Here is a 25,940-nt window from a genome sequence, read left to right as displayed (position 1 = left end):
TCAGAACAGGAAGTAGCGCTGCGCCATCGGCAATTCGGTGGCGGGCTGTTCGGCCCACACCTCGCCGTCGATGCGGACGGTGAACGTGTCGGGGTCGACCTCGATACGGGGCTGGGCATCGTTGAGCGGCATCTGCGCCTTGCCGACGGCGCGCACATTGCCGACCGGCACCAGCTTTCGGTTGACCGCGATCCGGTCGGCCAGCCCGTCTTCGATGGCTTGCGGGGCGACGAAGTGCACCGAGGTGGCGGCCGCGGCGGCCGGGGCGGCGCCGAACATCGGGCGCGGCAGTACCGGTTGCGGAGTCGGGATGGAGGCGTTCGCGTCGCCCATCGCCGCCCAGGCGATCATGCCGCCCTTGAGCACGGCGTGCGGGCGCACCCCGAAGAAGGCCGGCTCCCACAGCACAAGGTCAGCCAACTTTCCGACTTCCACCGAACCGACCTCGTGGTCGATGCCGGTGGCCAGCGCCGGGCAGATCGTGTACTTCGCGACGTACCGGCGCACCCGATTGTTGTCGGCCCCATCCTTTCCCGCCGTGTCGCCTCCTAGCGCTCCGCGGCGGCGCTTCATCACATGGGCGGTCTGCCAGGTACGCAGCACCACCTCGCCGACGCGACCCATCGCCTGGGAGTCGCTGCCGATCATCGAGATCGCCCCGAGGTCGTGCAGCAGGTCCTCGGCGGCGATGGTCGATGGCCGGATGCGGCTCTCGGCGAACGCGAGATCCTCAGGGACGCTGGGGTTCAGGTGATGGCAGACCATCAGCATGTCGAGGTGTTCGTCGAGGGTGTTGACGGTGTGCGGCCGGGTCGGATTGGTGGAACTCGGCAGCACGTTCGGATAAGCCGCGACGGTGATGATGTCCGGCGCGTGGCCGCCGCCGGCGCCCTCGGTGTGATACGCGTGGATATTGCGGCCCTTGATCGCGGCCAGGGTGTCCTCGACGAAGCCTGCCTCGTTGAGGGTGTCGGTGTGGATGTTGACCTGAACACCGGCCGCCTCGGCCACCGTGAGGCAGGCATCGATCGCGGCGGGCGTGGTGCCCCAATCCTCGTGCAGCTTGAAACCCGCTGCACCCGAACGCAACTGCTCCCACATCGCCTCGTGGCTGACGGTATTTCCTTTGCCCAATAGCGCGATGTTGAGCGGCCAGTGGTCCAGCGACTCCAGCATGCGAGCCAGATGCCAGGCGCCCGGGGTGACGGTGGTGGCTTTCGAGCCCTCTGCGGGGCCGGTGCCGCCGGCCACGATCGTGGTGATGCCGCTGCCGATGGCCTCGTCCATGATCTGCGGGCAGATCAGGTGGACGTGACAGTCGATCGCCCCGGCGGTGACGATGCGCCCGTTGCCGGCGATGATCTCCGTCGATGGGCCGACCACCAGGTCCGGGTGCACACCGGACATGATGTCGGGGTTGCCGGCCTTGCCGATGCCCACGATGCGGCCGTCACGGATCCCGATGTCGGCCTTGATGATTCCCCAGTAGTCGATGATCACCGCACCCGTGATCACGGTGTCCGGCGCGCCGTCGGCGCGGGTGGCGCGGCCTTGGCCCATCGACTCCCGCAGCACCTTGCCCCCGCCGAACACCGCTTCGTCGCCGGCCAGGCCGGGACCGCCACTGCGATCCTCGGTGATCTCGACGAGAAGGTCGGTGTCCGCCAGGCGGATCCGGTCACCGGTGGTGGGCCCGAACAGCGCGGCGTAGCGGGCGCGGGACAGCTCGGTCATGCGTCCAACTTTCCGGGTGGGGTGAGGTTCAGGCCGTGTACCTCACGCGAGCCGGCCAGCGGCACCAACCGGACCCGTTGCGGCACACCGGGTTCAAAGCGGACTGCGGTGCCTGCGGGAATGTCGAAGCGGTGTCCGTGTGCCGCGGCACGGTCGAAGGACAGCGCGCTGTTGGCCTGAGGCAGGTGGACGTGGCTGCCGACCTGCACCGGCCGGTCGCCGGTGTTGACGATCTCCAGCTCGATCCGCGCGGCGCCGGCGTTGATTTCGATGTCACCGTCGCCGAGCAAAACCTCACCGGGAATCATGGCGTCCTCCGTCGAGCTCACGGGATCGGGTGGTGGACGGTGACCAGCTTGGTGCCGTCCGGGAAGGTGGCTTCGACCTGCACGTCGTGCAGCATCTCGGGCACACCAGCCATCACGTCGTCGCGGCCCAGAACCCCACGCCCGGTGACCATCAGCTCAGCCACGGTGCGACCGTCGCGGGCGCCTTCCAGCACGTGATCGGTGATCAGAGCAACAGCTTCGGGGTAGTTGAGCTTCAGTCCGCGCGCCTGCCTGCGCCGGGCGAGCTCGGCGGCGTAGGACAACAGCAACCGGTCGGTTTCATGCGGTGTCAGTTGCATAGTGCGCGATCCTGCCACGCCCACACGGGATCAGCAGGGCGGCGAGGTCGCTCAGGCCTCGGGCTCGAGGTTCTGCAGGCGCACCTGTCCGCGGGCGACGAGGCGCTCCTTGTCGTCGCGGATGGTCACCAACCACAGCTGCTGGCGACGGCCGCGGTGCACGGGCTCGGTCACGCCGTACACAGTGCCGCTGGAGATCGCCCGCAGGAAGTCGGTGTTGTTGTTGACGCCGACGACGTTGCCCCCGCCATTGGCGGACAGCCACACGAAGGCCGACGTGCTGGCCATCGACTCGATCATCGAGCAGTACACCCCACCGTGGACGATGCCCATCGGTTGCAGGAGTTTGGGCTGCACGTCCAGCTGCGCCTTGGCGCCGTCGACGGTCAGTTCGGTGAACACCAGCCCGAGTTCGTTGTCGAACGGGGCGGAGAAAGCGATCTGCTCGCTCGGCGACTGCTCTGATTGCACGCACTTGTGTCTACACCAGCCTGGCCGGGACGAGGGACGGGCCCCGCGCGTGAACGCGGGGCCCGTCCTCGGCATGGACCGGGGGTTTCTGCAGCCCTCAGAAACTCCGGCTCGGTCCGTTGGTCCAATATCTACAAAATAGGCAAGGCTTGCCTAAGTTGCAAGAGCTATCCCGCGCGGCGGAGCGACCGGACCGGCAGCCCGAATCCACTCAGGGCGTCGAGCACCGCCTGTCCGCGCCGCATGCAGGTGAATTCGCCGGTTCCGGTGAGCATCGGCACCTGGGTGGCGGTGATGACCACCGCGGACCCGACCATCTGCCACATGGCCGCCGGCGTCAGCGAACCCCGGCTCAGGTGATGGAGGCCGTCGAAAATGGGCTCCAGCGAGCGATGGCTGCGGTGCGCGGTCCAGGTGGCCAGCGCGAGTTCGTTGGGCAGCCGCACCACGCCGGTGGTGGCGGGATCGTCGGGCAGCACCCGAAGCGTCGGGTCGACGACGGCGGCCCAGTCGATCGACCCTTCGGAATCGATGTGCATCCAGAGATTTCCCGGCCCGGCATCCCAGGCCCGGCCCTCGAGCACGAACAAGGTCACCACCCGACCCAGAACCGCGTGGGTGAACGTGGCCGCGATCTGGTGGGCGGCAGCCCGTCGGTCCCCCAGCTCGTCGGCCGCCGATGCGAACATGGCGGCGAGCCGTCCGGAGGTCACCGAATCCAGCGGCCACCAGCGACGGCGGGACACATCGGCCATCACCGCCACCCCGTGCACCCGGGGTGAATCCGGGGTCAGGGCGCGCAATCGGCGGCTGGATTCGTGCAACGGCAGGACCCGGCGAATGGTCATCCCGTCGATCAACGGGTCGAGCACGGCTGCGGTCACGACACCTCCTCATCTATGGTTAGGTAAGCCTAACCATAAGGAGGGATGGCAAGCCTGCGTGACTGCTGTGAGTGCTGTCACAGCTCTGCTCGTTTATGCCCGGTGGCCTGGGCTGACCCACTCGGGAGACATCCCGCGGGAACACCACCGTCGCGAGCGGAGTTGATCGACTTGTTGGATACGACGCGCGGTAGTAATCGGGAGTACTCTGATTTGACTGCCTACGGAGATGAACGGAAATGGCCAAGTTGACTCGTCTCGGCGAACTTGAACGCGCGGTGATGGACCACTTGTGGGCCGCTGGTGAGCCGTTGACGGTTCGTCAGGTCCACGAGGCGCTCTGTACCGAACGGGACCTGGCCTACACCACGGTGATGACCGTCCTGCAACGCCTCGCCCGCAAGAACCTGGTCTCCCAGATTCGGGATGACCGCGCCCACCAGTACGCACCGGTCCACGGCCGTGACGAACTGGTCGCGGGCCTGATGGTCGATGCCTTGGATCAGGCTTCTGACTCAGGAAGCCGGCAGGCCGCCCTGGTGCACTTCGTCGAACGGGTGGGCGTCGACGAGGTCGACGCACTGCGTCGCGCCTTGGCGGAATTGGAGTCCAAGCACCGTTCCACCTGGCCCGCTGGCGGCATGCCCGGCGCCTGAGGGACAATTTCAGCGTGTCCGCGCTGGCCTTCACCTTCCTCGCCTTGATGCTGGTCGGTCCTGTGCCTGCGCTGCTGGCCCGGGCCTCGTGGCCGATGCGTGCACCGCGCGCGGCGATCGTCCTCTGGCAGTCCATTGCGGTGGCCGCGGTGCTCTCCGCGTTCAGCGCCGGACTGGCCATCGCCAGCCGGCTTTTCGCCCCCGGCCCGGACGGCCGCCCCACCGCGACGATCACCAGCGAGATCCAAGTCCTGGGCTGGCCACTGTGGTCGGCGTACGTCGTGGTCTTCGCGATCACCCTGCTCATCGGCGCTCGGCTGGTGGTCGCGGCAGTACAGGTCGCCGTCGCCACCCGGCGCCGCCGGGCGCATCACCGGATGGTCGTCGACCTGCTCGGCGAGTCCGGACACGGCATGAGCGGACTGCGGGTGCTGGATGTGTCCGAACCACTCGCCTACTGCCTGCCCGGAGTGCGCAGCCGGGTTGTACTCAGCCAGGGCACCCTGTCGGCGTTGAGCGACACCGAACTCACCGCGATCCTCAGCCACGAGCGGGCCCATCTGCGGGCCCGCCACGATCTGGTGCTCGAGGCGTTCATCGCCGTGCACACCGCGTTCCCCCGCTTCGTCCGCAGCGGCAGCGCCCTCAATGCGGTGCGACTGCTCGTCGAGATGCTCGCCGATGATGCCGCGGTGCGCACCGCCGGACCCGCTCCCCTGGCCCGCGCCCTGGTGACCTGCGCGACGGCCCGAACCCCGAAGGGCGCGCTCGCCGGTGGCGGCCCGACCACGCTGATCCGGGTGCGCCGGCTGGCCGGCGAGGGAAACAGCCTGGCGCACTCGCTGGCCGCCTACGCCACCGCCGCTGCGGTGTTGGTGGTGCCGACAGTCGCGGTGGCGATGCCGTGGCTGACCGAACTGCGCCGCCTCTTTCTTTCCTGAAACTCTTCTGCCACAACAAAATCCACATAATCGAAAGGCGCGAGATGACCTCACCGCAGACGGACGGTACTGCACAGATCGGTGTTACCGGAATGGCGGTGATGGGATCGAACATCGCGCGGAACTTCGCCCACCACGGCTACACCGTGGCCTTGCACAACAGGTCTGTCGCCAAGACCGATGCGGTGCTCGCCGAGCACGGTTCCGAGGGCAACTTCGTGCGCACCGAGACGATGGCCGAATTCGCCGCCGCGCTGGAGAAGCCGCGCCGCGCGCTGATCATGGTCAAGGCCGGCGACCCGACCGACGCCGTCATCAACGAGTTGTGCGAGGTCTTCGAGCCGGGCGACATCATCATCGACGGCGGCAACGCGCTCTACACCGACACCATCCGCCGCGAGAAGGCGGTGCGTGAGCGCGGCCTGCACTTCGTCGGCGCCGGCATCTCCGGCGGCGAGGAAGGCGCGCTGAAGGGGCCGTCGATCATGCCGGGCGGGCCTGCCGAGTCCTACAAGTCGCTGGGGCCGCTGCTCGAGGAGATCTCCGCGCACGTCGACGGCGTCCCATGCTGCACCCACATCGGCCCCGACGGCGCAGGCCACTTCGTCAAGATGGTGCACAACGGTATCGAGTACTCCGACATGCAGCTCATCGGCGAGGCCTACCAGCTGCTGCGCGACGGCCTCGGCAAGACCGCACCCGAGATCGCCGAGATCTTCGCCGACTGGAACAAAGGCGATCTGGACAGCTACCTGATCGAGATCACCGCCGAGGTGCTGCGCCAGACCGACGCCAAGACCGGCAAGCCGCTGGTCGACGTGATCCTCGACGAGGCAGAGCAGAAAGGCACTGGTCGCTGGACGGTCAAGTCAGCACTGGATCTCGGGGTGCCGGTGACCGGCATCGCCGAGGCGGTCTTCGCCCGCGCTCTGTCGGGCTCGGTCCCCCAACGCAAGGCCACCACTAGCCTGGCCTCCGGTGACCTGGGTGAACAGCCCACGGACGCAGCGCAATTCATCGATGACGTCAGCAAGGCGCTGTACGCCTCGAAGATCATCGCCTACGCCCAGGGCTTCAACCAGATCCAGGCGGGCAGCGCCGAATACAACTGGGACATCACCCTCGGTGACATGGCGACGATCTGGCGCGGCGGCTGCATCATCCGGGCCAAATTCCTCAACCGGATCAAGGAGGCCTACGACGACAACGCCGAACTGGCCACGCTCATCGCCGCGCCGTACTTCCGTGACGCGGTCGAAGCGGGTATCGACAGCTGGCGTCGCGTGGTGGTGAAGGCCACCGAGCTCGGCATCCCGGTCCCCGGCTTCGCCTCCGCGCTGTCCTACTACGACGCGCTGCGCACCGAGCGGCTGCCCGCGGCGCTGACCCAGGGCCTGCGCGACTTCTTCGGCGCGCACACCTACGGCCGGACCGACGCCGACCCGGCCGCCCGGTTCCACACCCTGTGGAGCGGTGACCGCAGCGAAGTCGAGGCGTAGGCCCTCTTCCCCGTCCGGGGCGCGCATTAGGCTGATCGGGTGCGCTTTCTCGACGGCCAGCTACCTCAGTACGACCTGACCTACGACGACGTCTTCGTCGTGCCCAGCCGATCCGATGTCGCGTCCCGGTTCGATGTCGACCTGTCGACCTCCGATGGAACCGGGACGACGATCCCGGTCGTGGTGGCGAACATGACCGCGGTGGCGGGTCGTCGGATGGCCGAGACGGTGGCCCGCCGCGGCGGCATCGTGGTGCTGCCGCAGGACCTGCCGATCGACGCGGTCAAGCAGACCGTCGACTTCATCAAGAGCCGTGACCTGGTGGCGGACACCCCGGTGGTGCTGGCGCCCGACGACTCGGTGTCCGACGCCGTCGCGCTGATCCACAAGCGGGCCCACGGGGTGGCGGTGGTGGTGTTCGAGGGCAGGCCCATCGGCCTGGTCACCGAGGCCGCCACCGTCGGCGTCGACCGATTCGCGCGCGTGCGCGACATCGCGGTCACCGACTTCGTCACCGCGCCGGTCCACACCGAACCACGACAGGTGTTCGAGCTGCTCGAGCACGCCCCGGTCGACGTCGCCGTCCTCACCGACGCCGACGGCGCCCTGGCCGGCGTACTGACCCGCATCGGCGCGATCCGCGCGGGCATCTACACCCCGGCCGTAGACGCGGGCGGCAGGCTGCGGATCGCCGCCGCGGTGGGCATCAACGGCGACGTGGCCGCCAAGGCGCAGGCGCTGGCCGAGGCCGGCGTCGACGTGCTTGTGGTCGACACCGCGCACGGCCACCAGCTCAAGATGCTCGACGCGATCAAGGCCGTGTCGTCGCTGGACCTCGGCGTCCCGCTGGCAGCCGGCAACGTCGTCTCCGCCGAAGGGACGCGCGACCTGATCGAGGCCGGCGCCTCGATCGTCAAGGTGGGGGTCGGCCCCGGCGCCATGTGCACCACCCGGATGATGACCGGCGTCGGACGCCCGCAGTTCTCTGCCGTGCTCGAATGCTCGGCTGCTGCACGGGAACTCGGTGCTCACGTATGGGCCGATGGCGGAGTGCGGCATCCGCGCGACGTGGCGCTCGCGCTGGCGGCGGGCGCGTCGAACGTGATGATCGGCTCCTGGTTCGCCGGCACCTACGAATCCCCCGGTGACCTGATGCGCGACCGCGACGGCCGACCCTACAAGGAGAGCTACGGCATGGCCTCCAAGCGGGCCGTGGCCGCCCGCACCAGCGCCGACAGCGCCTTCGACCGGGCCCGCAAGGCACTCTTCGAGGAGGGCATCTCGACCTCGCGGATGGCGCTGGACCCCGCACGTGGCGGTGTCGAGGACCTGCTCGACCACATCACCTCCGGCGTTCGCAGCACCTGCACGTACGTCGGCGCCACCACCATCGCCGAGCTGCACGAACGGGTGGTGCTGGGCGTCCAGTCGGCGGCCGGGTTCGCCGAGGGGCATCCCCTGCCGACCGGCTGGTGAGCAGGTCACCGTCGGCGAAGCCGCTAACATAGGGATTTGTTCTGCTCCCCGAGGAAAGGGAACCTGTGCCGCAGGCACCCATCGAGGTACCCGCGGATCGGGCTGCCTGGGGCGAGCGCCCGGCAGACGAGGCCGAGGCCGAACCTTCTTCTAGCCGGCCGGGCATGTGGCCCGGCTGCCCCACCCGCTCATGACCGTCATGTACACCGCGCTGAGCCTGTTGGCGATCGTCGTGTTGACCCTCGGGACGGCGTTGTTCGTCGCCGCCGAGTTCTCGCTGACCGCCCTGGAACGCAGCACCGTCGACGCGAACGCCCGCACCGGTGACCGCAGCGACCAGAACGTCGCGAAAGCGCATCGCACGCTGTCCTTCCAGCTGTCCGGCGCGCAACTGGGTATCTCGATCACCACGCTGGCCACCGGCTACCTGGCCGAGCCCGTCCTGGCCCGGTTGCTCGATCCCGTCCTCGACCTGCTGCATGTGCCCCAGCGGGCGGCTGCCGGGATATCACTGGCCCTGGCGATCCTGATCGCCACCTCGTTGTCGATGGTCTTCGGCGAACTGGTGCCCAAGAACCTCGCGGTAGCGCGGCCGGTGCCGACCGCGCGGGCAACTGCCGGATTCCAGCTGATGTTCTCGACAGTGATGACCCCCGTCATCAAGCTCACCAACGGCACCGCGAACTGGATCCTGCGCCGGATGGGCATCGAACCGGCCGAGGAACTGCGCTCGGCGCGCTCGCCTGAAGAGCTCGGGTCGCTGGTCCGCAGCTCGGCCGAGCACGGCTCGCTCGACGAAGCCACCGCGGCGCTGGTGAACCGCTCACTGCAGTTCGGGTCGCGGATCGCCGAGGAGTTCATGACCCCGCGCACCGAAATCGAGGCGCTGGACGCCGACAGCACTGTCGCCGACCTGGTCACCGCCTCGGCGAGCACCGGCTTCTCCCGCTTCCCGATCGTGCGCGGCGACCTGGACGAGACCATCGGCCTGGTGCATGTCAAGCAGGTGTTCGGGGTGCCTGCAGACGAACGCGCGACCACCCGGCTGGTGTCGCTGGCGATCCCGGTGCCCACGGTGCCCTCGTCGCTGGACGGCGACGCGCTGATGGCCCAGCTGCGCGCCCACGGCCTGCAGACCGCGATGGTGGTCGACGAATACGGCGGCACGGCGGGCATGGTCACCGTCGAGGACCTGATCGAAGAGATCGTCGGCGACGTCCGCGACGAGCACGACGACTCCACGCCCGACTTCCAGAAGGCAGGGCAGGGCTGGCGGGTATCGGGGCTACTCCGCATCGACGAGGTCGCCGAAGCCACCGGATTCCGCGCCCCCGAAGGTGAATACGAAACGATCGGCGGGCTGGTGCTGGAGAGGCTGGGCCACATTCCCGAGCCCGGCGAATCGGTCGAACTGTCCGCTTTCGACCCGGACGGCCTGTTCGACGATCCGGTCCACTGGCGGGCCACCGTCGTCGAGATGGACGGCCGCCGGATCGATCAGCTCGTGCTGACCGAATTGGGTCGCCGCGGCGACCCCGGGCGGGAGGGCTGATGGGCGACGTCCTGGGTGTCCTGCTGACGATGGCGCTGCTGGGCGCCAACGCCTTCTTCGTCGGGTCCGAATTCGCGCTGATCTCGGCCCGCCGCGACCGACTGGAAGCCCTTGCCGAACAAGGCAAACGGAGCGCGGTGACCGTGCTGCGCGCCGGTGAGCAACTGTCTCTGATGCTGGCCGGTGCCCAGCTGGGCATCACCGTGTGTTCGATCCTGCTAGGCCGCGTCGGTGAGCCCGCGGTGGCCCACCTGTTGGAAAAGCCGTTCGATCTGGTGGGCGTTCCCGACGCCGTTCTGCACACGGTGTCGTTCGTGGTGGCGCTGGGCTTCGTGGTGACGTTGCACGTGCTGCTCGGCGAGATGGTGCCCAAGAACATCGCGATCGCCGGGCCGGAGAAGACGGCGATGCTCGTGGTGCCGGTGTATCTGGTCTATGTGCGCGTCGCCCGGCCCTTCATCGGGTTCTACAACTGGGCGGCCAACACCACGCTGCGCGCGTTCGGCGTCGAGGCCAAGGACGAACTCGACGTCACCGTGTCCACCGTGGAGCTCGCGGAGATGATCGCCGAATCGCGATCCGAAGGGCTGCTGGACCCCGAGGAGCACATGCGGCTGACCCGGGCGCTGCAGATCCGCAACCGGGTGGTCAACGATGTGGCCGTCCCGGTGCGCGACATCCGCGCCGTCCCGGTCGCCCGGCCCGGCGGCGGCCCGACGGTCAGCGCCATCGAGCAGGCGCTCAACGAGACGGGCTACTCCCGGTTCCCGGTCACCGATGCGAGCGGCGAGTTCGTCGGCTTCGTCCACATCAAGGACATCCTCGACCAGATCGACGAGCGCGACGCGGTGGTCGACGGCGCCGTGGTGCGTCCGCTGCCGCGGGTGCCTGCCGACATGCCGCTGCCGGACGCCCTGTCCCAGCTGCGCCGCGACAACAGCCACCTGGCACTGGTCACCGACGGCGACCAGTCCGTATGCGCCATGGTCGCGCTCGAGGACCTGGTCGAAGACCTGATCGGCACGGTGCGCGACGGGATGCACCGTGCGTGACGGCCCACTGGCCGAACACACGTGGTTGGCAATGGCGGCGGCTCACCGCGCCCGGGTGGAAAGGTTCACCGGGCCGCATCTGCACCGCTCCCGCCGCGGCGAGGCGCATCCGGTGTGGGATTTCCTGTTCACCTACTACAGCCTGCGCCCCCGCCAGCTGCGGGTGTGGCATCCCGGTTACGGCGTCTCGCTGGCCGGCCCGGCGGGTGCGGAATACCTCGCCCGCGCCGGCTATCAGGCCACGCCAGACGGCGTGACCGTCGGCGTGAGCTTTCTGCGCTCCCGGCAGTCGACGATCGGTTTCGTCGCCGATCTGCTGCGCAGCACCGCAGCGCGTCCGCCGCAGTTCGGCTGCTTCGGTCTGCACGAGTGGGCGATGGTCTACCGCACCGACGCGGTTCGCCACGGCGCAGTGCCGCTGCGACTCGGCGGCCCGGGTACCGATGCCGTGGTCGAGTCGATGCCGTTGCGCTGCACACATTTCGATGCCTACCGGTTCTTCACCGCCGCGGCAGCGCCACGCAACCGCGGGGTACCGACCCGCGCCGCGCAGCGCGACTGGGAACAGCCGGGGTGCCTGCACGCGAACATGGACCTGTACAAGTGGTGCGTCAAGCTCGGACCGCTGGTGAATTCGGAGTTGCTGGTGGACTGCCTGGAGCTGGCCTCCGACGCCCGCGCACTCGACATGCGGGCCAGCCCCTACGACCTGTCGGACTTCGGGTTTGAGCCCATCGCCGTCGAGGAACCCGCCGGGCGGGCGGAATACGTGCGGTGCCAGGGAGTTATAGCCGAGCGCGCGGCGCCGTTGCGTGCGGCACTGCTGGCGTGGTGTGAACGGCTGCTGGGTGCGGAGGTGGCCTACGACACTCTGTCGGAGGGGTTCCTACCTGCGGGTAAGATGAATTGATTCTCGTGAGGGAGGACAGATGAGCGATCGCGTGCCCGTGGGCAACCTGCGTGTGGCGCAGGTGTTGTACGACTTCATCACCAACGAAGCGCTGCCCGGCACCGGGATTGATGCCGACAGCTTCTGGGCCGGGGTGGACAAGGTCGTCACCGACCTGACGCCCCAGAATCAGGATCTGCTCGCCCGCCGCGACGATCTGCAGGCGCAGATCGACAGGTGGCATCGGCAGCGGATCATCGGCGGCATCGACGCCGGTGAATACCAGCAGTTCCTCACCGACATCGGCTACCTGCAGCCTGATCCGGGCGACTTCAGCATCACCACCTCCGGCGTCGACGACGAGATCACCACCACCGCCGGCCCGCAGCTGGTGGTCCCGATTCTCAACGCCCGCTTCGCGCTGAATGCCGCGAACGCCCGCTGGGGTTCGCTGTACGACGCCCTCTACGGCACCGACGTCATCAGCACCGAGGGCGGCGCCGAGCCGGGCACCGGCTACAACCAGGTTCGCGGCGACAAGGTGATCGCCTACGCCCGGGACTTCCTCGACAAGGCCGTGCCGCTGGCGTCGGGATCGTGGGCCGACGCGACCGGCATCAGCCTCGCCGACGGCGTCCTGGAGATCGCGCTGGGCGACGGGTCCACCGGGCTGGCCAGCCCGGAGAAGTTCGTCGGCTACACCGGTGAGCTCGGCGAACCCGCGTGGTCGGTGCTGTTGGTCAACAACGGCCTGCACATCGAGATCCTCATCGACCCCGAATCGCCCGTCGGCAAGACCGACAAAGCCGGCGTCAAGGATGTCGTGCTGGAGTCCGCGATCACCACGATCATGGACTTCGAGGACTCGGTGGCCGCCGTCGACGCCGACGACAAGGTGCTCGGCTACCGCAACTGGCTGGGCCTGAACCGGGGCGACCTGGCCGAAGAGGTCAGCAAGGGCGGCAAGAACTTCACCCGTGTGCTCAACGACGACCGCACATACAAGACGCCGGGCGGCGGAGAGTTGACGCTGCCCGGACGCAGCCTGCTGTTCGTCCGCAACGTGGGTCACCTGATGACCAACGACGCGATTGTGGACGCTGATGGGAACGAGATCCCCGAAGGCATCCAGGATGCGCTGTTCACCAGCCTGATCGCGGTGCACGGCCTCAAGGCCGAGGACGGCAGCCCGCGGCAGAACAGCCGCACCGGGTCGATCTACATCGTGAAGCCGAAGATGCACGGGCCCGACGAGGTCGCGTTCACCTGTGAACTGTTCAGTCGCGTCGAGGACGTGCTGGGCCTGCCGCAGAACACCATCAAGGTGGGCATCATGGACGAGGAGCGTCGCACCTCGGCCAACCTCAAGGCCTGCATCAAGGCCGCCGCCGACCGGGTGGCGTTCATCAACACCGGCTTCCTGGACCGCACCGGCGACGAGATCCACACGTCGATGGAAGCCGGCCCGATGATTCGCAAGGGTGCCATGAAGTCGCAGCCCTGGATCACGGCCTATGAGGACCAGAACGTCGACATCGGCCTGGCCACTGGATTCTCCGGCAAGGCGCAGATCGGTAAGGGCATGTGGGCGATGACCGATCTGATGGCCGACATGGTCGAGCAGAAGATCGGCCAGCCCCGCTCCGGCGCCACCACCGCGTGGGTGCCGTCGCCGACGGCGGCCACTCTGCACGCCATGCACTATCACTACGTGGACGTCTACGAGGTGCACAAGGAGCTGGCCGGCAAGACGCGCACCAGCATCGACGAGTTGCTGACGATCCCGCTCGCCAAGGAGCTGGCGTGGTCGCCCGAGGAGATCCACGAAGAGGTGGACAACAACTGCCAGTCGATCCTCGGCTACGTGGTGCGCTGGATCGACGCCGGTGTCGGCTGCTCGAAGGTGCCCGACATCCATGACGTCGCGCTGATGGAAGACCGTGCGACGCTGCGCATTTCGAGCCAGTTGCTGGCGAACTGGCTGCGGCACGGTGTGATCACCGAGGATGCCGTCCGGGAAAGCCTGCGCCGGATGGCGGCGGTCGTCGACGAGCAGAACGCGTCCGATCCCGACTTCAAGCCGATGGCCACGGATCCGGACAACAGCATCGCCTTCCAGGCCGCCCAGGAACTGATCCTGGCCGGCGCCGCCCAGCCAAACGGCTACACCGAGCCGATCCTGCATCGGCGTCGCCGGGAGTACAAGGCCAGCACCGGCGCCTGACAGGCGCGTCCGCACCGCATCACCGTTGACAGGGAAGAGGATCAAGCACCGCCATGGGCAGGCACAGTAGACCGGGTCCCGGGGGTTCATTCGGTGACGAGCCTGCCGACGACAATCCGACCGGTCGCTTCGCCCGTGGCGGTGACTCCGATGCTCCCGACGCCGAGGACACACCCGACGACACCGGCTCGTCGGCGCTGACCGACACCGCCCGGCGGAGAATCGCTTTCGAGGGTGGGCACCGCAGTGAGAGCGGGCGCCGCGGAGTGAGTCTCGGGGTGATCGCCGCGCTGATCACGGTCGTGGTGGTTGTCGGTGCGGTGATCCTGTGGCGGTTCTTCGGCGATGCGCTGTCCCATCGATCGACCGACGCCGCCCAGAAGTGTCTGGGCGGCACTCTCAACGTCGGGGTGATCGCCGACCCGTCGATCGTCGACAACGTCAGCAAGTTCGCCCAGGGCTTCAACGCCGCGGTCACGCCGATCGGCGATCGCTGCGTGAAAATGGTTGTCACCGCGGCCGACTCGGATCGGGTGGTCGACGGATTCGTGTCCAACTGGCCCGGCGATCTCGGCGAGCGTCCGGCGCTTTGGATCCCGGCCAGTTCCATCGGTGCGGCGCGCCTGCAGTCCACTGCGGGAAAGGAAGTCGTCAGCGACGCCCGCTCACTGGTCACCTCGCCGGTGGTTCTCGCGGTGCGGCCGCAGCTCAAAGACGCCCTGGGACAGCAGGGTTGGGCGGCGCTGCCGGGCTTGCAATCCAATCCGACGGCGCTCGACGGCCTGAACCTGCCGGGCTGGGGATCGCTGCGACTGGCCTTGCCTACCGTCGGCGATGCCGACGCCACCTATCTGGCTGCCGAAGCGGTGGCTTCGGCGTCGGCGCCGGCGAACTCACCGGCCACGGCCGGCATCGGCGCGGTCAACGGCCTGGTCGCCGGGCAGCCCAAGCTCGCCGACGACACCGCCGACACGGCCTGGAAGTCCCTGATCGGGTCCGGGGACCCCGGTGCGCCGGTGCACGCCGTAGCGATCACCGAGCAGCAGTTGTTCGCCCGCACGTCGTCGACGCCGGACGCCAAGAACAATGTCGCCGAATGGCTGCCGTCGGGACCGGTGGCCGTGGCCGACTACCCCACCGTCTTGCTGTCCGGGAGCTGGTTGTCCGAGGAACAGGTCAGTGCGGCCAGCCAGTTCGCCCGGTTCATGCACAAACCCGAACAGCTCAGCACCCTGGCTAAGGCCGGCTTCCGCGCCGAAGGCGCCAACCCGCAGGGCAACGATGTGGTGAGCTTCCCGCAGCTCGGGTCGCCGCTGACCATCGACGACGAGTCGGTGCGGGCCACGCTGGCCGCGGCGGTGTCCACCCCGGCCACCGGGTCCGCCACCACGATCATGCTCAACCAGGCGATGGGTACCGACGAAGGCGGCAAGTCGCGACTGGCCAATGTGGTGACCGCGCTGACCAACCGGATCGGCGCGCTGCCGTCGAACGCGGCCGTCGGGTTGTGGACGTTCAACGGTGTCGAGGGCAAGTCGGCGGTGCCGATGGGGCCGCTGACCGACGAAGTCAACGGGCAGCCACGCTCGGCCGCACTGACCGGCACGCTGGGCGGGTTGTCGCCGTCGGGCAGCGGTGCCGTGTCGTTCACCACGTTACGGCTGGCCTACGGCGAGGCGCTGGCGAACTTCCGCCAGGGCCAGACCAATTCGATGCTGGTGATCACTCAGGGTCCGCACACCGATCAGACGTTGGACGGCCCCGGGCTGGTTCAGTACGTGAAGTCGGCCGCCGATCCGGCCAAGCCGGTGGCAATCAACGTCATCGACTTCGGTGACGACGCCGACCGGGCGACGTGGGAAGCGGTGGCCCAAGCCTCGGGCGGCACGTATCAGAATGTCGCGACGTCCGATTCGCCGGATCTGGCGACGGCTGTGTCGACGCTGCTGTCGTAGTCCCCTAGTCGAGCCGCAGTAGCCGCCGGACGCCTGCGGTGAATTCGTCGGGCACCTCGATCTGCGGGTAGTGGCCGATCCCGGCCAGCTCGATCACCTCAGCCGCGGGCCGCAACTCCCGCAGGCCGGCCAGCACATTGGTGGTGGCCACGGGATCGCCGGTGGCCCAGAGGAATCCGAGCGGCTTGTCCCAGTCGCGAACCGCCCCGTGCCACCGATCGGCGAAGCGCACCCGTTCGTTGAGGTAGGCGCACAGCAGGTTCAGGATGCGGTGGCCGTCGTCGCGTGCCAGCAGCGCCCACTGGGCCTGCGCCTCGTCGCCGGACAGCGGATGCGCGGCGCTGAACAGCTTGGCGAAGCCGCGCAGGAAGCCCCGCTCGTTGGTCAGCCGGGCCAACAGCGGGCCGAGCGGGCCGCGCAGGATCTTCTGGCTTGGCCGCAGGCTGGCGCGCTCGATGATCACGCTGCCATTGGTGAGGACGGCACGCTCGATGTCGAAGGGCAGCGTGCCTGCGACGTCGCGGGCGAGCAGTTCGGTGGCCACCGAGGTGCCCATGTCGTGGGCGAGCAGCACCACCGGACCCGGTGCGGCGTCGGCGACCACCTGCTGCACGATGTCGGCCTGCTCGAGCAGGCTGTAGCGATGCGGGCGGGGCTTGTCCGACAGCCCGAAACCGAGGAAGTCCAGCGTCAACCAGGCCTGGTCCCCGAGTCGCTCGACGACCCCGCGGAAATCGTAGGAACTCGACGGGAAGCCGTGCAGCAGAAGCAGGGTCGGGCCCGCACCTTGGTGTGATCGCACGAAGACATTGCCGGCACCGGTGGACAGCATCCGGCCACCCTCTTGCCACTGGCGAACGCTGGCAGGCAGCACAGGGTGACGCTATCAGGCAACGAGGCAGAACAGAGGGCGATGTTTGGGGCCGAATGTTCGCCCTCAGTTCTGAATCGACGAGAATCGCTAGGCGAATGCCTCCACCGGCGGGCAGGAGCACACCAGGTTCCGGTCGCCGTACGCCCCGTCGATGCGGCGTACCGGCGGCCACACCTTCGCCCGGTATCCCTTGCCCAGCGGGTAAGCCGCTTGCTCACGGGTGTAGGGGTGGGTCCACTCGTCGACCAGCAGGCATTCGGCGGTGTGCGGCGAATTGCGCAGCGGATTGTCCTCCGCGGGCCACTCCCCCGAGCCGACCTTGTCGATCTCGGCGCGGATCGCGATCATCGCCTCACAGAACGCGTTCACCTCGGCCAGGCTTTCGCTCTCGGTGGGCTCCACCATCAGCGTGCCCGCCACCGGGAAGCTCATCGTCGGTGCGTGGAAACCGAAGTCCGCCAACCGCTTCGCCACGTCGTCGACGGTGACGCCGGTGGACTTGGTGATGCCGCGCAGATCGAGGATGCACTCATGGGCGACCATGCCGTTCTCGCCGGTGTACAGCACCGGGTAGTACTCGTCGAGGCGGCGCGCGATGTAGTTCGCCGAGGCGATCGCGGTCAGCGTGGCATCGCGCAGGCCGCCCGCACCCATCATCCGGATATAGGCCCACGTGATCGGCAGGATCGACGCCGACCCGTACGGCGCAGCCGACACCGGATGTCCCTTCGGCAGTTCCTCGGCCATCGGGTGGCCGGGCAGGAACGCCGCCAGGTGCGACCGCACCGCCACCGGCCCGACGCCCGGGCCGCCGCCGCCGTGCGGGATGCAGAACGTCTTGTGCAGGTTCAGGTGGCTCACGTCGCCGCCGAACTTGCCCGGCCGGGCCAGCCCGACAAGGGCATTGAGGTTGGCGCCGTCGACGTAGACCTGCCCGCCCGCGTCGTGCACCGCGGCGCAGATGTTGGCGATGTCGTGCTCGTAGACCCCGTGCGTGGACGGGTAGGTGATCATCAGCGCGGCCAACCGCTCGGCATGCTCGCTGACCTTGGCGCGCAGATCGTCGAGGTCGACGTCGCCGTTCTCCCGGCAGGCCACCACGACCACCCGCATGCCGACCATCGCCGCGGACGCTGCGTTGGTGCCGTGCGCGCTGGACGGGATGAGGCACACAGTGCGCCCGGTGTCGCCGTTGGCCAGGTGATAGTCGCGGATGGCCAGTAGTCCGGCGTATTCACCCTGCGATCCGGCGTTAGGCTGCAACGAGATTGCGTCGTACCCGGTCAGCCCGGTCAGCCAGCCCTCCAGGTCGGCTATCAGCTTGCGCATCCCCGGGGTGTCACCGGCCGGGGCGAACGGATGCTGCCTGCCGAACTCCGGCCAGGTGATCGACTCCATCTCGGCGGCGGCGTTGAGCTTCATCGTGCACGACCCCAGCGGGATCATGCTGCGGTCCAGGGCGATGTCCTTGTCGGCCAGGGTGCGCAGGTAGCGCATCATCTCGGTTTCGGTGCGGTACCGGTGGAAGGCCGGGTGGGTCAGGAATTCACTTGTCCGCGAATCAATGTCGGGACCCGTGTACTCGCCCGCCAAGCCGGCGCCGAACGATTCCAGCACCAGGACAACATGAGCCGACGTGGTGGCCTCGTCGCACGTGACCGACACGTGGTCGGCGTCCACCCGCCAGATGTTGATGCCACGGCCCTTGGCCTCGGCCTGCACTGCGGCCGCGCGGTTCGGGAGGTGCACCAGCACGGTGTCGAAGAAGGTGTCGTGCACCACCTCGACGCCGGCGGCGCCCAGGCCGGCGGCCAGTGAGCGGGCGTGCGCGTGCACGCGCCGGGCGATTCCGGTCAGACCTTGCGGACCGTGGTAGCTGGCGTAGGAGGCGGCCATCACCGCCAGCAGCACCTGGGCAGTGCAGATGTTGGAGGTCGCCTTGTCGCGGCGGATGTGCTGTTCGCGGGTCTGCAGCGACAAGCGGTACGCCGGTGCACCGTCGCTGTCGACCGACACCCCGACCAGTCGGCCGGGCAGCTGGCGGGCGTGCTTGTTGTGCACGGCAAGGAAACCGGCGTGCGGTCCGCCGAATCCCATTGGCACACCGAATCTCTGCGCGCTTCCGAACGCGACGTCGGCGCCCAGCTCACCGGGCGGGGCGATCAGCGTCATCGCCAACAGGTCGGCACCCAGGGCCACCAGCGCGCCGCGCTCGTGGGCCTGCTCGACGAGCTTGGACCAGTCGGTGACCCGGCCGCTGGCGCCGGGCAGCTGCGCGATGACGCCGAAGAACTCACCCTCGGGAAGCCCGTTGCGGAGATCCGCGGTGACGATCTCGATGCCCAGCGGCTCCGCGCGGGTCGCGAGGATGGCCGCGGTCTGGGCGAACATGTCCTCGTCGACGGCGAGCCGGTTGGCCGATCCGCGCGACGCGCGGTGCATCAGCGTCATCGCCTCGGCGGCCGCGGTGGACTCGTCGAGCATCGACGCGTTGGCCAGATCCAGCCCGGTCAGGTCGGCGATCATGGTCTGGAAGTTCAGCAGCACCTCGAGCCGGCCCTGGCTGATCTCCGGCTGATACGGCGTGTACGCGGTGTACCAGGCCGGGTTCTCCAGGATGTTGCGCAGCAGCACCGGCGGGGTGAGCGTGTCGTAGTAGCCCTGCCCGATCATCGACACCGCGATGGTGTTCGTGTCGGCCAGTGCCCGCAGCTCGGCCAGCGCCTCATGCTCGCCCACCGCGGCGGGCAACTGATCGAGGCCGGGTGCGATGCCGTCGGCGGAGAGCGCGTCGAGAATGCCTGCGGGCAGCGCCTTGGCCGCCAGTTCCTCGAGCGAGGCGACCCCGATCACGTCGAGCATGGTGGCCAACGCATCCGAATCGGGTCCGATGTGACGATCGGCGAAGGTGGGCGTGTGGTTGGACCCTGCTTGTTTCGACATGGGGGCACTCCTGACTTACGGCGCAGCCGTCAGCGGCGTCCTCTCCCTCTGTCGTCGACCCGGACCGGGTGCCTGAGAGATTCGGTCAGCCCGCGTATGAGCGGATGCTGCCTTTCCCCATGGGCGGGCGACCTCGGCGAAAAAAACCGAGCCGCCGCTTTCCAGAGGCATCGTGGCCACGCGCGGTCCGGGTGCCTGAGAGGTTGACGGAGAGGTGTTGCTCCTTCGGCGTCCGTGACTGGCGGCCACGAAACTCTCCCGCGCGAGGGCGATACAGAAGAAATTCTAGCTGCTAACCGATCTTGCGGTCGCGGCTCTTCCGCCGGGATGCCAGCTCGTCCTCCGGGGAGGCGATCGACTCGCCGCCGTCGGCCCGCTCGCCGGGGAAGTCGGCGATCGCGCCGGACAGTTCCCGCATGGCTCCGCTGACCGCGATGCCGAACACACCCTGACCGCCCTGCAGCAGGTCGACGACCTCTTCGGCCGACGTGCACTCGTACACCGTTGTGCCGTCGGAGAACAGGGTGATGTTGGCCAGGTCCTGCACGCCGCGCTGACGCAGATGGTCGACGGCGACGCGGATGTTGTGCAGTGAGATGCCCGTATCGAGCAGACGCTTGACGATCTTGAGGACCAGGATGTCCTTGAACGAATACAGCCGCTGGCTGCCGGAGCCGGCCGCACCGCGGATGGACGGCACCACCAGTGAGGTGCGCGCCCAGTAGTCCAACTGGCGGTAGGTGATTCCGGCGATCTGGCAGGCGCTCGGCCCGCGGTAGCCGACCAATTCGTCGGGAACCGAGTCGTCGGGGAACAGGCCCTGCTGCACCGCCTCGCTCACCGGCGCGCCGGCGGGCATGTCCGCCTCAAAGCGGCCATCGGAATCAGAGCCCGTGCCAGCAAGGTCCAACTGTCCCTGACGTGGCTGCTCGCCCACGATGCTTCCTCTCGCCGTTCGAACCTATGGCCCGCTGACCGCTCCACCAACCACGTTTGCCCAGTCCGAGTCCACCGAGCATACGCTTTTCGACGGGCAGTCGCGCTCGTCGTTCGCAATCAAAGTATGGCCGCCCTCAGCCGTGCGGACCGTCATCCGCCGCGCGTGTCGAACCGCTGCAGGCCAAGTGAGACGCATCCGTGATCTTGCTGTCGGCGACCCTCACCAGCACTGCGGGATACCCGGTCAGGTCGCCTTGAAATCGTCCGGGGACACGCTGTCGAGGAATTCCTTGAACTTCTCGACCTCGTCTTCGCGGACCGCGCCGGTGGATTCCTCGTCGTTCTCGTCGGGGATGAGCAGCCCGGCCTCGGCCAGCACCGCCTCCTCCACGTAGATCGGCACTCCCATGCGGAGGGCGATCGCCACCGAGTCCGACGGGCGCGCCGACACCTTGATGTCGCGGTCAAAGATCAGGTCGGCGTAAAAGGTGCCCTCCTGCAGATCCACGATCCGCACCTCTTTGAGCGAATGCCCCAGTGCGCCAATGACATCTCGGAACAGGTCGTGGGTCAGCGGGCGGGTCGGCTCGACACCCTGCTGTTCATAGGCGATCGCGGTGGCCTCGGACTGGCCGATCCAGATCGGCAGATACCGGTCGCCGTTCGACTCCCGCAGCAGCAGGACCGGCTGGTTCTGGGGCTGTTCGACGCGAATGCCCACCACACGAACCTCGCCCATCTGTGTCTGACCTCCGCGCTCGTTGCAGTCCTTTGGAGTCTAGTCCTCAGCGGTCGAGAACGTCTCGTACAGCGGACTTGATCAGCGACGTGTGCAACGTGATTGCCAGAGCGGCAACCTCGCGCGCCAAGTCGTCCGCCCGATCGCGCGCCCCGGTCTTCGACGCCTTGCCCACCGGGCCGGCGATCTGCGCGATCAGATCGGACTGCCGATCGGCCGCGGACCGGAACGCCCGCAGATGCCGCGGTTCCACGCCGTAGTCGCCCAGCGCACGCGCACACTGCGCGATCACCACCGAATACTCGTCGAACAGCCCACCCGGGCCGGTGGTGATCACGCCCGCTTTGCACAGCGCGGTCAGCAACTCCTCGCCCACGCCGGAGCGCTCCAGCAGATCCTCGCGACTCAACCGGACCTGAGCCCGCGCCACGTCGGTCTCGGTGTCGGCGGCAGGCGCATCCTGGTCGTCCGCCACCGTCACCAAACGCGGTACGGCGTAAGGCGATCCGACGTGCGGCAACTCGCCGTCCGGCTGGGCGTCGAGCTGAGCCTTGATGACCTTCAGCGGTAGATAGTGGTCGCGCTGCGCGGTCAGGATGAACCGCAACCGTGCGCAGTCGTACGCGGTGAACCGCCGATACCCCGATGCGCTGCGCTCCGGCGTGACGAGACCCTCGGCTTCCAAGAATCGGATCTTGGAGATCGTCACGTCCGGGAAGTCCGGTCGCAGCAGGTCCAGGACCGCTCCGATAGACATCCCGGCAAGCGCGGGACTATCGGGGGCGGTCACTAGCTTCCCGGACCGCCTTCATCCTCGGACGACTTCGGTCCGGTCAGGAACACCAGGCGGAACTTGCCGATCTGGACCTCGTCGCCGTTGGCGAGGGTGGCCGAGTCGACGGGCTCGCGGTTCACGTAGGTGCCGTTGAGGCTGCCGACGTCGACGACCTGGAATTCGTTGCCGTCCAAGCGGAACTCGGCATGCCGACGGCTCACGGTCACGTCGTCGAGGAAGATGTCGGAGTCCGGATGACGGCCCGCCGACGTCGTCGCCTGGTCGAGCAGGAACCGCGAACCCGCATTCGGGCCACGCTTCACGACCAGCAGCGCCGAGCCGACCGGGAGACCTTCGACCCCGGACACCCCGCTCTCGCCGCTGGTGGCCGCCGGGGCGTCCAGCTCGTTGAGGAAGTCGGCCCGGAAGACGGACGTCGTCTCCACGGTGACTTCGTCAGAGTTCTGGTCCTTGTCGGTCACCCGCTGCTCCTTCACTGGCTGCCGTGGCTGCACTTGGCGGGAATCCGCACAAGGCGCCCGTCCGCCTCACCAATCACTTACGACGACCGTACCGCGCAGTGGTCGTCGTTGTGCCCACCACCGCCGGATCGGTGGCTGGCAGGCACCCTAACAATGTCATTCAGTCACTGTGTCCCGATAGGCGTCCGCATCGAGCAACGCCGCCAACCCCTGTTCGAGGGTATCGCCGTCGACCTGCAACTCCAACAACCACCCCTGACCGTAGGGATCGGAGTTGACCAGCCCGGGGCTGCCTTCCAATTCGCCGTTGACGGCAATCACTTTGGCCGTGACCGGGGCGTAGAGATCGGAAACCGACTTGGTGGACTCCACCTCGCCGAAGGACTCACCGGACGTGACGTCGCTACCCACCTCGGGAAGCTGCACGTACACCACGTCACCCAGCGAGGACTGAGCGAAGTCGGTGATGCCGACGCGCACGGTGTCGTCACCGGTACGCAGCACCCACTCGTGCTCGGCGGTGTAGCGCAGGTCGGCTGGGATTTCGCTCACGGTGCTCCTCGGTGTCGGATGCTCGTTTTTTCGGGCTGCTCATTTGACGGGCTGAGCGTATTGGCGCGCTTTCGGTTGCCGCAAGGTGGTGATGTCCACACGGTCGGACTGCGCGACGGTCATTCGCCCGCCGACCCGTTCGACGCTGTCGACGGCGCCGCCCGGGATATTCATCGCGGCAGCCAGGGTGGGCGGATCGCCAATGGCCAGAACAGAATACGGCGGGCCAAGAGTTTGCGTGTCGATCACCAGCGCGCCGGGGCTGCCGACCACCCAGGTGTCGACGCCGACGCGGATGGCCTGCTGCCCGGAGCGGATCTCCATCGCCTCGGCGCCGGCGGCCCGCAGTTCGTTGATGACGTCGAGCATGGTCTCTGGCGCGACGCCGGGCCCGGGATCGTCGATCGTGATCGTCACGCCAGGCCCGGTCGCGCCGACCGTGCCGATCAGGATCGACAGCGCGGCCAGCCTGGCCTGCGCGTTCTGGATCGCGGCCTGGTCGCTGCTGCCCGCGGTCTGCATGGCCGCGAGGTTGCGCTGCAGGTCGGCCACCTCGGTGTTGAGCGTTGCTTCACGCTGCTGCAGCGAGCCGAGCAGGACCAGCAGGTCGGCCGGGCGCGCGGTGTCCAGTGCATCACCGGTCTCGGTCTGGCGGGCCTGGGTGGCGATCGCCACACCGAGCATCAGGCACAGCAGTACGCCGAGCGCGCCGAACATGATCTGGGTGCGACTGCGCGGCGGGCGCAGCGGGGCCGGGGCCGGGGCCGGCAGTTCGTGGCGGCCGTGTTCGGCGGCGTGCGTGTCCTCCTCGGTCACCTCACGCCCCGAACAGCCGGCGCCGCAGTGCGGCGGCGTTACCGAAGATGCGGATGCCCAGCACGACGATTATCGCCGTGGACAGCTGCGTGCCCACCCCGAGTTGATCGCCGACATAGACGATCAGCGCTGCCACCAGCACGTTGAACACGAACGAGACCACGAACACCTTCGGGTCGAAGATCTTCTCCAGGTAGGCCCGTAGACCGCCGAACACCGCATCGAGTGCGGCGACGACCGCGATCGGCAGGTACGGCTGGATCACCTCGGGGACGCTGGGATGCAACACCAGGCCCAGCACGATACCGACGATGAGTGCGGCGATTCCGATCATGTGTTGATACGCCCCCTACCGACCGATCTGCTTGGCAAATTTAATCTCTCGTACCGCGCTGGCCGGCAGCGACAGGCCGTCGCCGGTGCTCACACTGACCCCCACCCCGTAGGACACCTCGAGGAGCCGCAGACGCTGCAGCCCGCTGCTCCGATCGAAGGTATCGCGCATCTCGCCCGGCGGCCCCACCGCCAGGATCGTGTAGGGGCTGCTGATCGGATGGTTGTCGACGAGAATGGCACCCCCCGCCTGCCGGATCGTCACGTTGGGCCCCATCCGCACTCCCCCGACCGAGATCGCTTCGGCCCCACTGGCCCACAGCGAGTTCACGGTCAGCTGGAGATCGCGGTCCAGGATGATCTGTCTGCTGCCTGCCACCCGCTGTTTGGACACGTCGGACAGATCGCGGCCGACGCCGGGGTCGGTCACCGTGACGGACAGGCCGGGCCCGATGACGGCGGTGGTGGCCGCGGCCAGGCTGAGCGCGTCGAGCTTGCTGAGCAGATCCCGGCCTGCCGTGTCGTCGCGCAGCTGGCGGCGCTGGATGCTGTCGGATTGAGTGGCCAGCTCGTCGCGGCGCTGGGTGAGCCGGTCGGTGGTGCCTTCGGCGGATCGCACGCTGGCGGCCAGCACCTGCTGCGCGGCGTTGACGCCGGGCGCGGTGGCGCGGGCTTGCGCGACCGCGGCGGCGAACACCACCGCGATCAGTACCGCCGCCACTGCCTGCCAGGCACGGTCGGCGATCGTTCGGCGGGACTGTCCGCTCGTCTCGCGCGCAGCGGCGGCGGCGGCGTAGCCGGGGTCGAGATGTTCGGTGAGCAACGAACGCAGCAGACCCGGCAGCGGGATGAGGGCCGGTCGGCGCTCGTGGCGTTCGCTGCGGCCGGCCCGCGGGTCGTAACCGCCGAGCGCGCTGTCAGGTGCGGGCATCGCTGACGCCGGCTTTGGGCAGCGTGGTCACCACCAGACGGACTTGCAGCAGGTAGAGGACCGCTGACCAGAGGTACATACCAACGCCCCACAGCAGGAAGCCCCAGCCGCAGGCGCCGATCACCCGGCTCCACGTCGCGTCGCACTGGCCGAGCAGCACCAGCGGGAAACCGGACATCAGCGCGAACGTCGCCGCCTTGCCGATATAGGTCACCGGCAGCGCGGCGAGCCCACGGCTGCGCACCACCGGCAACGTAGCGGCCAGCACCAGATCGCGGCCGACCAGCGTCGCCACCAGCCACCACGGGACCACGCCCGCGAAACCCATCCCCACCGGCACGGCCACCATGTAGACGCGGTCGACCAGCGGGTCGAGCAAGGCGCCGAGCTGTGACGATTGATTGGGCACCAGGCGGGCGATCTTGCCGTCGGCCCAGTCGGAGAAGCCGCTGAACATCAAGATCGCCACCGCGAGTGCGTAGGCATCGGTCGCCAGCAGCAGGTACAGGAACACCGGCACCAGCAAGAGCCGGATCACCGACAGGACGTTCGGGATCGTCAGCACCCGGTCGCGGCGGTCCATGGTGATGAACTT

Annotated in this window: 25 protein-coding genes and 2 riboswitches; of the genes, 9 read left to right on the top strand and 16 right to left on the bottom strand. The window is 68.2% G+C overall.

Annotated elements, in window-relative coordinates; translation table 11 throughout:
- The 5 genes from Y900_RS24515 to Y900_RS24495 form a co-directional block, all read right to left on the bottom strand.
- Positions 1-1,734 (bottom strand): urease subunit alpha, encoded by a 1,734-nt coding sequence (locus Y900_RS24515; RefSeq protein ID WP_036344986.1) that lies wholly within the window; start codon positions 1,732-1,734, stop codon positions 1-3.
- Entirely contained in the window at positions 1,731-2,042 is a 312-nt protein-coding gene (locus tag Y900_RS24510; RefSeq protein ID WP_036347705.1) for an urease subunit beta, read from the bottom strand. Before Y900_RS24510 ends, Y900_RS24515 begins: the two co-directional genes overlap by 4 nt.
- A 17-nt stretch (positions 2,043-2,059) precedes the next feature.
- Entirely contained in the window at positions 2,060-2,362 is a 303-nt protein-coding gene (locus Y900_RS24505; RefSeq protein ID WP_036344985.1) for an urease subunit gamma, read from the bottom strand.
- 51 nt (positions 2,363-2,413) lie between these two features.
- The gene (locus tag Y900_RS24500) at positions 2,414-2,833 is read right to left on the bottom strand and encodes a PaaI family thioesterase (protein ID WP_051660242.1); all 420 of its coding nucleotides are present in this window, start codon (positions 2,831-2,833) and stop codon (positions 2,414-2,416) included.
- 167 nt (positions 2,834-3,000) lie between these two features.
- Entirely contained in the window at positions 3,001-3,717 is a 717-nt protein-coding gene (locus Y900_RS24495; protein ID WP_036344984.1) for a hypothetical protein, read from the bottom strand.
- Positions 3,718-3,956: 239 nt separating this feature from the next.
- Between Y900_RS24495 and Y900_RS24490 the strand changes: the two genes are divergently transcribed.
- From Y900_RS24490 to Y900_RS24450, 9 genes are all read left to right on the top strand, one after another.
- Complete coding sequence (locus Y900_RS24490) at positions 3,957-4,373, top strand: BlaI/MecI/CopY family transcriptional regulator (protein WP_036344983.1); 417 nt, start codon at positions 3,957-3,959, stop codon at positions 4,371-4,373.
- A 14-nt stretch (positions 4,374-4,387) separates the two neighbouring features.
- The gene (locus Y900_RS24485; RefSeq protein WP_036344981.1) at positions 4,388-5,314 is read left to right on the top strand and encodes a M56 family metallopeptidase; all 927 of its coding nucleotides are present in this window, start codon (positions 4,388-4,390) and stop codon (positions 5,312-5,314) included.
- A 44-nt stretch (positions 5,315-5,358) separates the two neighbouring features.
- Positions 5,359-6,813 carry an NADP-dependent phosphogluconate dehydrogenase gene (gndA, locus tag Y900_RS24480; protein WP_036344980.1) on the top strand — a complete coding sequence of 485 codons (1,455 nt, stop codon included), beginning with the start codon at positions 5,359-5,361 and terminating at the stop codon, positions 6,811-6,813.
- A gap of 39 nt (positions 6,814-6,852) precedes the next feature.
- Complete coding sequence (locus Y900_RS24475) at positions 6,853-8,289, top strand: GuaB1 family IMP dehydrogenase-related protein (RefSeq protein ID WP_036344978.1); 1,437 nt, start codon at positions 6,853-6,855, stop codon at positions 8,287-8,289.
- A 190-nt stretch (positions 8,290-8,479) separates the two neighbouring features.
- Complete coding sequence (locus Y900_RS24470) at positions 8,480-9,841, top strand: hemolysin family protein (RefSeq protein ID WP_036344977.1); 1,362 nt, start codon at positions 8,480-8,482, stop codon at positions 9,839-9,841.
- The gene (locus Y900_RS24465; RefSeq protein ID WP_036344976.1) at positions 9,841-10,893 is read left to right on the top strand and encodes a hemolysin family protein; all 1,053 of its coding nucleotides are present in this window, start codon (positions 9,841-9,843) and stop codon (positions 10,891-10,893) included. Before Y900_RS24470 ends, Y900_RS24465 begins: the two co-directional genes overlap by 1 nt.
- A 31-nt stretch (positions 10,894-10,924) precedes the next feature.
- A complete protein-coding gene (locus Y900_RS24460; RefSeq protein ID WP_051660468.1) occupies positions 10,925-11,803 on the top strand; it encodes a hypothetical protein in 879 nt (292 codons plus the stop codon).
- A 19-nt stretch (positions 11,804-11,822) separates the two neighbouring features.
- Complete coding sequence (locus tag Y900_RS24455; protein ID WP_036344975.1) at positions 11,823-14,006, top strand: malate synthase G; 2,184 nt, start codon at positions 11,823-11,825, stop codon at positions 14,004-14,006.
- Positions 14,007-14,059: 53 nt separating this feature from the next.
- Positions 14,060-15,961, top strand: a complete 1,902-nt coding sequence (locus tag Y900_RS24450; RefSeq protein ID WP_036344974.1) for a substrate-binding domain-containing protein — start codon at positions 14,060-14,062, stop codon at positions 15,959-15,961.
- Positions 15,962-15,965: 4 nt separating this feature from the next.
- On the opposite strand, the gene Y900_RS24445 is transcribed toward Y900_RS24450, so the two are convergent.
- From Y900_RS24445 to Y900_RS24395, 11 genes are all read right to left on the bottom strand, one after another.
- Positions 15,966-16,835 carry an alpha/beta fold hydrolase gene (locus Y900_RS24445; protein ID WP_237752637.1) on the bottom strand — a complete coding sequence of 290 codons (870 nt, stop codon included), beginning with the start codon at positions 16,833-16,835 and terminating at the stop codon, positions 15,966-15,968.
- A gap of 87 nt (positions 16,836-16,922) precedes the next feature.
- The gene (gcvP, locus tag Y900_RS24440; RefSeq protein WP_036344972.1) at positions 16,923-19,778 is read right to left on the bottom strand and encodes an aminomethyl-transferring glycine dehydrogenase; all 2,856 of its coding nucleotides are present in this window, start codon (positions 19,776-19,778) and stop codon (positions 16,923-16,925) included.
- 38 nt (positions 19,779-19,816) lie between these two features.
- Positions 19,817-19,951: riboswitch (glycine riboswitch) on the bottom strand.
- Positions 19,952-20,049: riboswitch (glycine riboswitch) on the bottom strand.
- A 21-nt stretch (positions 20,050-20,070) separates the two neighbouring features.
- On the bottom strand, positions 20,071-20,715 hold the full coding sequence (locus Y900_RS24435) for a MerR family transcriptional regulator (protein WP_036344971.1): 645 nt from the start codon (positions 20,713-20,715) through the stop codon (positions 20,071-20,073).
- A gap of 246 nt (positions 20,716-20,961) precedes the next feature.
- Positions 20,962-21,456, bottom strand: a complete 495-nt coding sequence (locus Y900_RS24430) for a bifunctional nuclease family protein (RefSeq protein WP_036344970.1) — start codon at positions 21,454-21,456, stop codon at positions 20,962-20,964.
- 46 nt (positions 21,457-21,502) lie between these two features.
- Entirely contained in the window at positions 21,503-22,246 is a 744-nt protein-coding gene (ftsR, locus tag Y900_RS24425) for a transcriptional regulator FtsR (RefSeq protein WP_036344968.1), read from the bottom strand.
- Positions 22,246-22,713: a glycogen accumulation regulator GarA gene (gene garA / locus Y900_RS24420; RefSeq protein WP_233209206.1), complete on the bottom strand. Its 468-nt coding sequence runs from the start codon at positions 22,711-22,713 to the stop codon at positions 22,246-22,248. Before garA ends, ftsR begins: the two co-directional genes overlap by 1 nt.
- Before the next feature lie 156 nt (positions 22,714-22,869).
- Complete coding sequence (gcvH, locus tag Y900_RS24415) at positions 22,870-23,265, bottom strand: glycine cleavage system protein GcvH (RefSeq protein WP_036344966.1); 396 nt, start codon at positions 23,263-23,265, stop codon at positions 22,870-22,872.
- 39 nt (positions 23,266-23,304) lie between these two features.
- Positions 23,305-24,081, bottom strand: coding sequence for a DUF881 domain-containing protein (locus Y900_RS24410; RefSeq protein ID WP_036344965.1), 777 nt, complete (start codon positions 24,079-24,081; stop codon positions 23,305-23,307).
- Between the two features lies 1 nt (position 24,082).
- A complete protein-coding gene (locus Y900_RS24405) occupies positions 24,083-24,415 on the bottom strand; it encodes a small basic family protein (RefSeq protein ID WP_036344963.1) in 333 nt (110 codons plus the stop codon).
- Positions 24,416-24,430: 15 nt separating this feature from the next.
- Positions 24,431-25,345: a DUF881 domain-containing protein gene (locus Y900_RS24400; protein ID WP_036344962.1), complete on the bottom strand. Its 915-nt coding sequence runs from the start codon at positions 25,343-25,345 to the stop codon at positions 24,431-24,433.
- On the bottom strand, positions 25,332-25,928 hold the full coding sequence (locus tag Y900_RS24395) for a CDP-alcohol phosphatidyltransferase family protein (protein WP_036344961.1): 597 nt from the start codon (positions 25,926-25,928) through the stop codon (positions 25,332-25,334). The genes Y900_RS24400 and Y900_RS24395 overlap by 14 nt, the downstream gene beginning before the upstream one ends.
- Between the last annotated feature and the right edge of the window lie 12 nt (positions 25,929-25,940).

This window comes from Mycolicibacterium aromaticivorans JS19b1 = JCM 16368 (assembly GCF_000559085.1).
Classification (GTDB): Bacteria; Actinomycetota; Actinomycetes; order Mycobacteriales; family Mycobacteriaceae; genus Mycobacterium; species Mycobacterium aromaticivorans.
This window is presented reverse-complemented; position numbering and strand designations above follow the sequence as displayed.

Coding starts and splice junctions, on each gene's coding strand:
- Y900_RS24515 (WP_036344986.1), bottom strand. CDS start 1,734: ATGACCGAGCTGTCCCGCGCCCGCTACGCCGCGCTGTTCGGGCCCACC.
- Y900_RS24510 (WP_036347705.1), bottom strand. CDS start 2,042: ATGATTCCCGGTGAGGTTTTGCTCGGCGACGGTGACATCGAAATCAAC.
- Y900_RS24505 (WP_036344985.1), bottom strand. CDS start 2,362: ATGCAACTGACACCGCATGAAACCGACCGGTTGCTGTTGTCCTACGCC.
- Y900_RS24490 (WP_036344983.1), top strand. CDS start 3,957: ATGGCCAAGTTGACTCGTCTCGGCGAACTTGAACGCGCGGTGATGGAC.
- gndA (WP_036344980.1), top strand. CDS start 5,359: ATGACCTCACCGCAGACGGACGGTACTGCACAGATCGGTGTTACCGGA.
- Y900_RS24470 (WP_036344977.1), top strand. CDS start 8,480: ATGACCGTCATGTACACCGCGCTGAGCCTGTTGGCGATCGTCGTGTTG.
- Y900_RS24465 (WP_036344976.1), top strand. CDS start 9,841: ATGGGCGACGTCCTGGGTGTCCTGCTGACGATGGCGCTGCTGGGCGCC.
- Y900_RS24460 (WP_051660468.1), top strand. CDS start 10,925: ATGGCGGCGGCTCACCGCGCCCGGGTGGAAAGGTTCACCGGGCCGCAT.
- Y900_RS24455 (WP_036344975.1), top strand. CDS start 11,823: ATGAGCGATCGCGTGCCCGTGGGCAACCTGCGTGTGGCGCAGGTGTTG.
- Y900_RS24450 (WP_036344974.1), top strand. CDS start 14,060: ATGGGCAGGCACAGTAGACCGGGTCCCGGGGGTTCATTCGGTGACGAG.
- gcvP (WP_036344972.1), bottom strand. CDS start 19,778: ATGTCGAAACAAGCAGGGTCCAACCACACGCCCACCTTCGCCGATCGT.
- Y900_RS24430 (WP_036344970.1), bottom strand. CDS start 21,456: ATGGGCGAGGTTCGTGTGGTGGGCATTCGCGTCGAACAGCCCCAGAAC.
- Y900_RS24405 (WP_036344963.1), bottom strand. CDS start 24,415: ATGATCGGAATCGCCGCACTCATCGTCGGTATCGTGCTGGGCCTGGTG.
- Y900_RS24400 (WP_036344962.1), bottom strand. CDS start 25,345: ATGCCCGCACCTGACAGCGCGCTCGGCGGTTACGACCCGCGGGCCGGC.
- Y900_RS24395 (WP_036344961.1), bottom strand. CDS start 25,928: ATGGACCGCCGCGACCGGGTGCTGACGATCCCGAACGTCCTGTCGGTG.